The sequence below is a fragment of the Actinomycetospora lutea genome (assembly GCF_028737205.1).
Classification (GTDB): Bacteria; Actinomycetota; Actinomycetes; order Mycobacteriales; family Pseudonocardiaceae; genus Actinomycetospora; species Actinomycetospora lutea.
This window is the reverse complement of the sequence record NZ_JAQZAL010000004.1, coordinates 86,502-97,138: the sequence shown is the minus strand read 5'-3', so window position 1 is coordinate 97,138 and position 10,637 is coordinate 86,502. Positions and strand designations below refer to the sequence as shown.

Here is a 10,637-nt window from a genome sequence, read left to right as displayed (position 1 = left end):
TGTGAGCGATTTTCCGGGCTATAACCCCGAAAATCGCTCACATGGGGATCGAGGTGCGGCCGCTGCCGCCGGAGCAGGCGGTGACGCTGCTGACCGAGCCGGAGGCGTTCGTGGAACGGTTCGGGCTCACGCTCGTCGACGGCTACCTCGCGTTCCCCGACGCCCTCGAGCCCACCGTCACCGCGCTCGAGGGCGGCGTCGACCCGCGGTGGTTCGCGCACCTCATCGTCGACGGCACCGAGGTCGTCGGGCTCGGCGGGTTCACCGGCCCGCCGACCGACGGCGAGGTCGAGATCGGCTACTCGGTCGCGCCGTCGCGCCAGGGCCGCGGGGTGGCGACGGCGGCGGTCGGGCTGTGGCTGGAGCGCGCCACGCGGGGCGGGGTCCGGCGCGTCCGGGCGCACACGCGGCCCGAGGAGAACGCCTCGGTGCACGTGCTGCGCCGCCACGGCTTCGTCCGCGACGGCGAGGTCACCGACCCGGACGAGGGCACCGTCTGGCGCTGGGTCCGGGACCTGGGGTGATCTACGGTGACCGCCGTGACCCCGCCGACCTCCGTCCAGCGCTCCTTCCGGCTCTGGATCGCCGCCGTCGTCGTCGGCGTGCTCGGGAGCGTGTTCTCCCTGGCGACGTCGGCGACCGCGCCGAACGGCTACCTCGCCGCCGGCGGCGTCGTCGGCGTGATCATCGGGCTGCTGTTCCTCGCCGCCCTGGTCTACCTGGCCCTGCGCATGCGCGGGGGCGACAACTGGGCGCGCGTGGCGCTCGCCGTCCTCGGCGGGGTGTCCGCGGTGTTCACCGTCATCGGCGTGCTGGTCACCGCGGGTCTCGGCGTGAGCGTCGGCGCGGTGTCGACGATCGTGAGCCTGGTCCAGGCCGCGCTGATCATCGCCGCGATCCTGTTCTCGTTCCAGGCGCCGGCGAACGCGTACTTCCGGTAGACCCCCGCTCAGGCGTGGTCGACGGTGGACGCGCCCGCGCAGTGGGCGCAGCAGTAGAAGCGCCCCTCGACCTGGTGCCCGTGACCGACGATCACCACGCCGCAGTGCTCGCAGCGCGGCGCCATCTTGTGGATGGCGCACTCGAAGCTGTCGAACGTGTGCGACGCGCCCTGCGCGCGGATCTCGAACGCCATCTCGTAGTCGTTGCCGCAGGTCTCGCAGACGGCCATGTCGTGCCTCCCTCGTCGGGTGCGGACCGGGGAGGCCTTCCCACCCGTGCCCACCCGGCAACCCTGCGCGTGGGGTAGAACGGCGGGGTGGCAGGTCAGGATCGTCCCTGGGGTTTCCGCACGCGCGCGGTGCACGCCGGCGCCGTGCCCGACGCCGCCACGGGGGCCCGCGCCGTACCCATCTACCAGACGACGAGCTTCGTCTTCGAGGACACCGCCGACGCCGCGAACCTCTTCGCGCTCCAGAAGTACGGCAACATCTACAGCCGGATCGCGAACCCCACGGTCGCGGCGCTGGAGGAGCGGCTCGCGAGCCTCGAGGGCGCGCTCGGCGCCGTGGCCACCAGCTCGGGGCAGGCCGCCGAGTTCCTGACCTTCGCGACGCTCGCGGGCGCGGGCGACCACATCGTCGCGTCGTCGGCCCTGTACGGCGGGACGGTCACCCAGCTCGACGTCACCCTGCGCCGCTTCGGGGTCGACACCACGTTCGTGCCCGGCGACGACCCCGCCGACTTCCGCGCCGCGATCACCGACCGCACGCGGTTCGTGTTCGCCGAGATCATCGCCAACCCGTCGGGCGAGGTCACCGACGTCGCCGCGCTGGCCGGGGTCGCCCACGAGCGCGGCCTGCCGCTGATCATCGACGCGACCATGGCGACGCCGTACCTGTGCCGGCCGATGGAGCACGGCGCCGACATCGTCATCCACTCGGCCACCAAGTTCCTCGGCGGCCACGGGACCACGCTCGGCGGCGTCATCCTCGAGTCGGGCCGGTTCGACTGGGGCAACGGCAACTTCCCGCAGATGACCGAGCCGATCCCGTCCTACGGCGGGCTGACGTGGTGGGGCAACTTCCAGGAGTACGGGTTCCTCACCAAGGTGCGCTCCGAGCAGCTGCGCGACGTGGGCGCCACGCTGTCGGCGCACTCGGCGTTCCTGCTGCTCCAGGGCGTCGAGACGCTCCCCCAGCGCATGGAGTGCCACGTCGCGAACGCGCAGCGGGTCGCCGAGTGGCTCGAGGCGGACGAGCGGGTCGCGTGGGTCAGCTACGCCGGGCTGCCGAGCCACCCGCACCACGAGCGGGCGCGGCGCTACCTGCCGCAGGGCCCGGGCGCGGTGTTCAGCTTCGGGGTGCGCGGGGCGTCCGAGGGCGAGGACGCGGCCCGCGACGCGGGGCGGCGGTTCATCGAGGCGGTCCAGCTGTGCAGCCACCTCGCGAACATCGGCGACGCCCGCACGCTCGTGCTGCACCCCGCGTCGACGACCCACCAGCAGCTCACCGCCGACCAGCTGCGCGAGGGCGGCGTGCGCCCCGACCTCATCCGCATCAGCGTCGGCATCGAGGACCCCGAGGACATCCTCTGGGACCTGGATCAGGCCCTCACGGAAGCGACCAAGGGAGTGGCGACCACGTGACCTGGACCCCGCCGTCGGCGCAGGAGCGCCAGGCGATCCTGCGCAAGACGACGACAGTCGCGATGGTCGGCGCCTCGCCCAACCCGGCGCGGGCGTCCAACTTCGTCGCGACCTACCTGCTCTCCACCGACCTCGAGCTGTTCTTCGTCAACCCGAACGCGAGCGAGATCCTCGGGCACCCGGTGTACCCGTCGCTCGACGCGCTGCCGGTGACCCCCGACCTCGTGGACGTGTTCCGCCGCCCGGAGGACCTGCCGGACGTGCTCGACGCGACGATCGCGAGCGGGGCGTCGACGTTCTGGCTCCAGTTCGGGCTCTACGACGAGGCGCTGGCCGAGCGCGCGGAGGCGGCCGGGCTCACCGCGGTCATGGACCGGTGCCTCAAGGTCGAGCACGCCCGCTTCCACGGGGGCCTGCACCTGGCCGGGTTCGACACCGGGGTGATCAGCGCGAAGAAGCGCTGATCAGCCGCGGCGGCGGCGCACCTCGGTCGCGAGCACCGCGGCCTGCACCCGCCGCTCCAGGCCCAGCTTGGCGAGCAGCCGGGTGATGTGGTTCTTGATGGTCTTCTCGGCGAGGAACAGCCGCTCGCCGATCTGCCGGTTGGTCAGCCCCTCGCCGATGAGCTCGAGCACCGCGTGCTCCTGCGGGGTGAGCTCGGCGGTGGGGTCGGTTGCCGCGGGCGGGGTGCGGAGCCTGGCCATGAGCACGGCGGCGGCGCGGTGGTCGAGCAGCGAGCGCCCGGAGCCCACGTCGCGGACGGCCGAGGCGATGTCGCTGCCCCGCACGTCCTTGATCACGTAGCCGGCCGCGCCGGCGAGCACCGCGTCGAGCATGGCCTGCTCGTCGGTGAACGACGTGAGCATGAGGCACGCCAGCTCCGGCCGGCGCGAGCGCAGCTCCCGGCACAGCTCGATCCCGTTGCCGTCGGGCAGGCGGACGTCGAGCACGGCGACGTCGGGGCGGAGGGCGTCGACGCGAGCGACCGCCTCGGCGACGCCGCCCGCCTCCCCGACGACGTCGAGGTCGGGCTCGTCGGCGAGCAGCCCGGCCACGCCCCGGCGGACCACCTCGTGGTCGTCGACGAGGAAGACACGGATCACTCCCTGAGCCTAGGCGCCCGGCGGGGCAGGGACCGACGTCCCGCCAGCCGGGGACCACCGGGACCTGACCCCGACCCCCCGCCGGCACCGACGCTGGACGCCGTCACTCCACCACGAGGCGAGCGAGGCGAGCGGTGTCGGCACTGGATGCGGCGCGATGGCAGTTCGGGATCACGACGGTCTACCACTTCTTCTTCGTGCCGCTCACGATCGGGCTCTCGCTGCTCGTGGCGGTCATGCAGACGGCGTGGCACCGCACCGGGTCGGAGCACTGGCTCCGGGCCACCAAGTTCTTCGGGAAGCTGTTCCTGATCAACTTCGCGATGGGCGTCGTCACCGGGATCGTCCAGGAGTTCCAGTTCGGCATGAACTGGAGCGACTACAGCCGCTTCGTCGGTGACGTGTTCGGGGCGCCGCTGGCGATCGAGGGCCTCGTCGCGTTCTTCCTCGAGTCGACCTTCCTCGGCCTCTGGATCTTCGGCTGGGACCGCTTGTCGCGCCGCGTGCACCTGGCCTGCATCTGGCTGGCCGCGATCGGCACCGTGCTCTCGGCGTACTTCATCCTCGCCGCGAACTCCTGGATGCAGCACCCCGTCGGCTACCGGTTCAACCCGGAGACCGGGCGGGCCGAGCTCACCGACTTCGCCGCGGTGCTCACGCAGAACACGACCCTGGTGACCTTCGCGCACACGCTGACCGCGGCGCTCGTCGTCGCCGGCGCGGCCGTGATGGGCATCAGCGTGTGGTTCATGGCCCGCCGCGACGAGGACACCCTCTTCCGGCCGGCGATGCGTCTGGGGGCGTGGACGGTGATCGTCGCGAGCGTCGCGGTGATCGTCAGCGGTGACGTCCAGGCTAAGATCATGACCGAGCAGCAGCCGATGAAGATGGCCGCCGCCGAGGCGCTCTACACCACCAGCGCGCCCGCGTCGTTCTCGCTGTTCACGATCGGCAGCCTCGACGGCTCGCAGGAGCTGTGGAGCGTGCGCGTGCCCGGCGTGCTGTCGTACATGGCCACCGGCTCGGTCGACGGCACCGTCGAGGGCATCAACGACGTCCAGCGCGACGAGCAGGCGCGGTACGGGCCCGGCGACTACCGCCCGATGATCCCGGTGACCTACTGGACGTTCCGTTTCATGATCGGCTTCGGCGTGCTCGCGGCGCTGGTCGCCGTCGGCGCGCTCTGGTCCGGCCGCGCGCACCGGGTGCCCGCCCGCTGGTTCGCCCGCGTCGCCCTCCTGTCCATGGCGCTGCCGCTGCTCGCGAACTCCATGGGCTGGATCTTCACCGAGATGGGTCGCCAGCCCTGGGTCGTGTACGGGCAGCTGCGCACTGCCGACGGCGTCTCGCCGACGGTGGGCCTCGGGTCCGTGCTCACGTCGGTGATCGTCTTCACTCTGCTCTACGGCGTGCTGGCCGTCGTCGAGGGCTGGCTGGTGGTGCGCACGGTCAAGGCCGGCCCGGCGCCCGCGCCACCCCCGGAGGCGGTGTCCCCGCGCGAGGACGACGCCGACCGCCCCTTCGCCGTGGCCTACTGAGAGGTCCGAGATGCAGCTCACCGACGTCTGGTTCCTGCTCATCGCGATCCTGTGGACGGGCTACTTCGTCCTCGAGGGATTCGACTTCGGCGTGGGCGCGCTGCTGCGCATCCTCGGCCGGGACGACACCGACCGCCGCGTCATGATCAACACGATCGGCCCGCTCTGGGACGGCAACGAGGTGTGGCTGATCGTCGCCGGCGGCGCCACGTTCGCGGCGTTCCCCGAGTGGTACGCGACGCTGTTCTCGGGGTTCTACCTCGCGCTGCTGCTCATCCTGGTCGCGCTCATCGGGCGCGGCGTCGCGTTCGAGTACCGCGGCAAGGTCGACACGCTGCGCTGGCGGAACACCTGGGACCGGGTGATCGTCGTCTGCTCGGTGCTCCCGGCACTGCTGTGGGGCGTGGCGTTCGGCAACATCGTCGGCGGGGTCCCGCTCGACGCCGACCACGAGTTCGTCGGCGGCTTCCTCACGCTGCTCACCCCGTACGCGCTGCTCGGGGGCCTGACGACGCTGCTGCTGTTCACCCTGCACGGCGCGGTCTTCCTGTCGCTCAAGACCGACGGCGACATCCGGGTCCGCGCGCGGGCGCTGGCGGTGCGCCTCGGGGTCGGCGCAGTGCCGGTCGCGGCGGCGTTCCTGCTCTGGACCTGGCTCGAGCACGGCGCGGACGTCGTCACCGCCGCGCTCGCGCTGGCGGCGGCGGTCGCGCTGGTGGGCGGCATCCTCGCCACGCGCGCCGGCCGCGAGGGCTGGGGCTTCACGCTGACCGCCGGGACGATCGTCGCGGCCACCGCGTTCCTGTTCACCGCGCTCTACCCCGACGTCATGCCCTCGACGATCGACCCGGCGTTCAGCCTGACCACGACCAACGCCGCGTCCACGCCCTACACGTTGACGATCATGACGTGGGTCGCCGTGGTGATGACCCCGATCGTCCTCTGCTACCAGGCCTGGACGTACTGGGTGTTCCGCCGCCGGATCTCCCGCACCCACATCCCGACGCCCGCGCCGAGCGCGCCCGCCGAGGAGCAGGTGTGAGACCGCTGGACCCGCGCCTGCTGCGCCACGTCGCGCCGGTGCGCCGGCACGTGGTGCTCTGCGCGGGCGTCGGCATCCTCACCGCGGGCCTGGTCGTCGTCCAGGCCGACCTGGTCGCGACGGCGGTGACGCGCGGGTTCCTCGGCGGCGAGTCCCTGGCCGCGCTCGGCGGGGTGCTCGCGGCCGTGCTGGCCGTGGTCGCCGGGCGGGCCCTGCTCGCGGGCGCCGGCGAGGTCGCGGGCGCGCGGGCCGCGGCGTCGGTGGTCGCCGGGCTGCGGGGACGCCTCGTCGCGAAGGCCCTCGAGCTCGGCCCCGACGACCCGCGCCTGCCCACCCCGAGCCGCCTGGCGACGCTCGCCACCCACGGTGTCGACGGGCTCGACGGCTACGTCCGCCGCTACCTGCCGACCCTGCTCGTGGCCGCGGTCGTGCCGCTCGCGGTCGGCGCGCGCATCCTCGGCGCCGACTGGCCCTCGGCGGTCATCATCGCCGCCACCGTCCCGCTGATCCCGATCTTCATGATCCTCATCGGGGCGTACACCCAGCGGGCGGTGCGGCGACGCCGGCGCACGCTCGCGGTGCTCGGGCACCACTTCCTCGACCTCGTCGCGGGCCTCAACGTGCTCGTCGCGTTCGGCCGCGCCCGGCGCCAGGCCGGCCGGATGCGCGAGATCGCCGAGCGCCACCGCAGCGCCACCATGGCCACGCTGCGCGTCGCGTTCCTCTCGGCGCTCGCGCTCGAGCTGCTGGCGACGCTGTCGGTCGCCCTGGTCGCGGTGGCCGTCGGCCTGCGCCTCGTGCACGGCGAGCTCGACCTGCACACTGCGCTGCTCGTGATCATCCTCGCGCCGGAGGTCTACCTGCCGCTGCGCGCGGTCGGCGCCCGGTTCCACGACAGCCTCGACGGGCTCACCGCCGCGCAGGAGGCGTTCGCGGTGCTGGAGCTGGAGCCCGTCGCGGCGGGTTCCGGCCGGCCCGCCCCCGATCCGCGCAGCCTGCCGCTGCGCGTCCGGGAAGTCGGGGTCGCCGGGCGCGGCGGCGATCCCGTCCTCGCCGGGTTCTCCGTCGACGTCGCTCCCGGGGAGGTGGTGGGCGTCGCCGGCGCGAGCGGGGCGGGCAAGACCACCCTGCTCGACCTGCTGCGCGGCGCGCGGCGCCCCGACCGCGGGCGGGTGGAGGTCGGCGGCGTCGACCTCGCCGCGATCGACCCGGCGTCCTGGCGCGACCGCGTGGCCTGGGTGCCGCAGCGCCCGGTGCTGCTCGCCGGCACGGTCGCCGACAACGTGCGGCTCGGTGCCCCCGGCGCGTCCCCCGACGCGGTCGCCGCCGCGGCCGGGGCGGCCGCGCTCGACGTGGACCTGGACACCGTGGTGTCCGACGGCGGCGCGGGCCTCTCGACGGGGCAGTGCCGGCGGGTGGCGCTGGCCCGCGCGTTGCTCGCCGACCGCCCGCTGCTGCTGCTCGACGAGCCGACCGAGGGCGTCGACGCAGACACCGAGCGCGCGATCCTCGCGGCCCTGCCCGGCGCCCTGGCCGGGCGCAGCGCCGTGGTCGTGAGCCACCGCGCGGCGGTGCTGGAGCTCTGCGACCGCGTGGTGACGGTGCCGCACCGGGCGTCCGCGCCACGACCGGTCCCGGCGCCCACCGCGACCGACGCCACCGACGCGAGCACCGCCACCCGCCGCGCCCCCGTCCCGACGCCGACGGCGGCCGACCTGGCCGTGCCCGCGGCGGCCGTGGGCACCGGACGCCGGCTCGGCGGGCTCCTCCGCCCGCGTGCCGGGCGCTGGGCCCTCGCGGTCCTGCTCGGTGCGGGCGCGGTGGGCTGCGGGGTCGCGCTGACCGGGACGTCGGCGTGGCTGATCTCGACCGCCGCGCTGCACCCGCCGGTGCTGACCCTCATGGTCGCGATCGTCGCGGTGCGCACGTTCGGCCTGGCCCGGGGCGTGCTGCGCTACGGCGAGCAGCTCGTCGCCCACGACGCGGCCCTGCGCCTCGGCGCCGACCTGCGGGTGCGGCTCTGGACCGCGCTCGTGCGCCTCGGCCCGGCGGCGACGGCCCGGCGCCGGCGCGGCGACCTGCTCGCCCGCCTCGTCGGCGACGTCGACGCGGCCGAGGACGTCGTCGTGCGCGTCGCCCTGCCGGCCGCCCGGGCGGCGCTGGTGGGGCTGGCCGCGGTCGTCGCGCTCGCGCTGGTGCTGCCCGCCGCCGGGCTCGCGCTCGCGGTCGGCCTGCTCGTGGCCGGGGTGGCCGCGCCCGCCCTCGCGCTGTGGGCGGTCCGCCGCGCCGGCGCGCGCACCGCGGGGCTGCGCGGCGAGGTCGTCGCGGCCACCACCGAGACCCTCGAGGCCGCCGGGGAGATCGTCGCCTTCGGGGCCGCCGAGGACCGGCGCCGCGCGCTCGCCGCGGTCGACGACCGCCTCACCGAGGTCGCCCGCCGCGCCGCGTTCTCCGCCGGCCTCGGGTCCGGGCTCGGGGTGCTCGCGCTGGGCGTCACCGCGGTGGCCACGACCGCGCTGGGCCTGGCCGCCCTCGCCCGCGGCGACCTCGCCGGCACCGCGCTCGCCGTGCTCGCCCTCGTGCCCCTGGCCTGCGCCGATGTCGTCGCGGGCCTGCCCGAGGCGGCGACCCGCCTGGCGACGGCCGGTCCCGCGCTGCGCCGGCTCGTGGAGCTGGAGACCGAACCCGCGACCGTGCTGGAGCCCACCTGCCCCGTGGCCGTGGGCGCCGGCGACCGCCTCGGCGCCGAGGACCTCGCCGTCCGCCGGCCCGGCGCCGCGACCGACGCGGTGCACGGCGTCGACCTCGACCTCCCGCCGGGCGGGCGGCTCGTCGTGGCCGGGCCGTCCGGGGCCGGCAAGACCACGCTGCTGGCGGCCCTCGCGCGCACCCTGCCGGCGCGGGCCGGGCGGGCGACGATCGACGACACCGACATCGCGCGCCACGACGGTGACGACGTGCGGTCCCGGCAGGCGTGGTGCGGGCCGGCGAGTCACCTGTTCGACTCCACGCTGCGCGAGAACCTGCTGCTCGCCCGGCCCGACGCCGCCGACGACGACCTCGTCGACGCGCTGCGGCGGGCGCGCCTCGGCGAGTGGTTCGCCGCGCTGCCCGAGGGCCTCGACACCCCGCTCGGCGCGCACGGCGGCGCCGTGTCCGGCGGGGAGCGCCAGCGCCTCGGGGTCGCCCGGGTGCTGCTGGCCGACCGGCCGGTGCTCGTGCTCGACGAGCCGGCCGCCCACCTGGACGCCGCCACCGCCGACGCGCTGTGCGCCGACCTCCTCGCCGCGGGCGGCGACCGCACGCTGCTCGTCGTCAGCCACCGGCCCGACGAGTTCCGCGGCGTCCCGGTGCTGCGGCTCGGGGCGCGGGAGCGGGCGGCGGCATGACCACCGCGCTGAGTCCGCAGGCCGTGCGCGACGTGCTCACGGCCGGGTCGCGGGCGCCCTCGGGACACAACACCCAGCCCTGGATCCTGCGCGCCGACGGCCCGGACGCCTTCGAGGTGCGGGGGGACCCGGCGCGCGCGCTGCCGGTCGCCGACCCCGATCACCGCGCACTGCGCCTCGCCTGCGGAGCCGCGCTGGCCGCGATGCGGCTGGCCGTGCGGGCCCGGGAGCGCCGCACGCACGTGCGCCTGCTGCCCGACCCCGACGACCCCTGGTCGTTCGCGCGCCTGCGCGCGGGCGGCCCGCTGCCGTGCAGTCCCGCCGAGCGAGCGCTGGCGGGCGCGATCGGCCACCGCCACACCCACCGTCGGGCGTTCGGGGAGGGCGAGGTGCGGCCCGCGCTGCGGGCCGAGCTGCGGCGCGCCGCGGAGGCCGAGCGCAGCTGGCTGTACTGGATCGAGACGCCCGAGGAGCGGGAGGCTGTCGCCGCCCTCGTCGCGCAGGCCACGCGGATCGAGGACGCGGACCCGGCCTGGCGCGCCGAGCGGGAGGCCTGGACGGGGCGGGACGCCGGCGTGCTCGACGGCGTCCCGGCGTCGGTCGCCGGCCCGCGGCCCCCGCGCGACGACCCCTGGCGCGTGCGCGACCTCTCCGGGGGTACCGGCGGCCTCGACCGCCCCGACCGGAACGCGCTGATCGGGGTGCTCGCCACCGCCCACGACCTGCCCCTGGCGCACCTGCTGGCCGGGCAGGCGCTGCAGCGGGTCCTGCTCACCGCGACCGTGCACGGGCTCGGGGCGTCGTTCGTCGCGCCGCCGGTGGAGGTCGCGTCGACCCGCGCGGCGCTGCGGACCCTGCTCGGCGGGGCGCTGTGGCCGCAGGCGGTGCTGCGCCTGGGCCCGAAGGCCGGCGACGACGTCCCGTCCCCCCGCCGCCCGGTCGGCTGACGGATGCGAGCAATGCCGCCCACGCCGTCAT

Annotated in this window: 10 protein-coding genes; 8 read left to right on the top strand and 2 right to left on the bottom strand. The window is 75.4% G+C overall.

Translation table 11 applies throughout. The annotated features are described in order from the left end of the window. The first annotated feature begins 41 nt into the window (after window positions 1-41). Both PHK61_RS06325 and PHK61_RS06320 read left to right on the top strand, forming a co-directional pair. Window positions 42-524 (top strand): GNAT family N-acetyltransferase, encoded by a 483-nt coding sequence (locus PHK61_RS06325; RefSeq protein WP_274280129.1) that lies wholly within the window; start codon window positions 42-44, stop codon window positions 522-524. A 15-nt stretch (window positions 525-539) separates the two neighbouring features. Next, entirely contained in the window at window positions 540-941 is a 402-nt protein-coding gene (locus tag PHK61_RS06320; RefSeq protein WP_274280128.1) for a hypothetical protein, read from the top strand. 8 nt (window positions 942-949) lie between these two features. Here the strand turns inward: PHK61_RS06320 and PHK61_RS06315 are convergent, their stop codons facing one another. Next, a complete protein-coding gene (locus PHK61_RS06315) occupies window positions 950-1,171 on the bottom strand; it encodes a hypothetical protein (RefSeq protein ID WP_274280127.1) in 222 nt (73 codons plus the stop codon). Window positions 1,172-1,258: 87 nt separating this feature from the next. On the opposite strand from PHK61_RS06315, the gene PHK61_RS06310 reads away from it, so the two are divergent. Together PHK61_RS06310 and PHK61_RS06305 are read left to right on the top strand one after the other, a co-directional pair. Beyond that, window positions 1,259-2,587 (top strand): O-acetylhomoserine aminocarboxypropyltransferase/cysteine synthase family protein, encoded by a 1,329-nt coding sequence (locus tag PHK61_RS06310; RefSeq protein ID WP_274280126.1) that lies wholly within the window; start codon window positions 1,259-1,261, stop codon window positions 2,585-2,587. Beyond that, window positions 2,584-3,051, top strand: a complete 468-nt coding sequence (locus tag PHK61_RS06305) for a CoA-binding protein (protein WP_274280125.1) — start codon at window positions 2,584-2,586, stop codon at window positions 3,049-3,051. Before PHK61_RS06310 ends, PHK61_RS06305 begins: the two co-directional genes overlap by 4 nt. Here PHK61_RS06305 and PHK61_RS06300 read toward each other — a convergent pair whose 3' ends face one another. Further along, a complete protein-coding gene (locus tag PHK61_RS06300) occupies window positions 3,052-3,690 on the bottom strand; it encodes a response regulator (protein ID WP_274280124.1) in 639 nt (212 codons plus the stop codon). Window positions 3,691-3,824: 134 nt separating this feature from the next. On the opposite strand from PHK61_RS06300, the gene PHK61_RS06295 reads away from it, so the two are divergent. The 4 genes from PHK61_RS06295 to PHK61_RS06280 are packed head-to-tail and all read left to right on the top strand — an operon-like array spanning window position 3,825 to window position 10,606. Next, the gene (locus PHK61_RS06295) at window positions 3,825-5,228 is read left to right on the top strand and encodes a cytochrome ubiquinol oxidase subunit I (RefSeq protein ID WP_274280123.1); all 1,404 of its coding nucleotides are present in this window, start codon (window positions 3,825-3,827) and stop codon (window positions 5,226-5,228) included. A 10-nt stretch (window positions 5,229-5,238) separates the two neighbouring features. Further along, on the top strand, window positions 5,239-6,270 hold the full coding sequence (gene cydB, locus PHK61_RS06290) for a cytochrome d ubiquinol oxidase subunit II (protein ID WP_274280122.1): 1,032 nt from the start codon (window positions 5,239-5,241) through the stop codon (window positions 6,268-6,270). Then, window positions 6,267-9,659 (top strand): thiol reductant ABC exporter subunit CydD, encoded by a 3,393-nt coding sequence (gene cydD, locus PHK61_RS06285; protein WP_274280121.1) that lies wholly within the window; start codon window positions 6,267-6,269, stop codon window positions 9,657-9,659. Before cydB ends, cydD begins: the two co-directional genes overlap by 4 nt. After that, window positions 9,656-10,606, top strand: coding sequence for an Acg family FMN-binding oxidoreductase (locus tag PHK61_RS06280; RefSeq protein WP_274280120.1), 951 nt, complete (start codon window positions 9,656-9,658; stop codon window positions 10,604-10,606). The genes cydD and PHK61_RS06280 overlap by 4 nt, the downstream gene beginning before the upstream one ends. The last annotated feature ends 31 nt before the right edge of the window (window positions 10,607-10,637 follow it).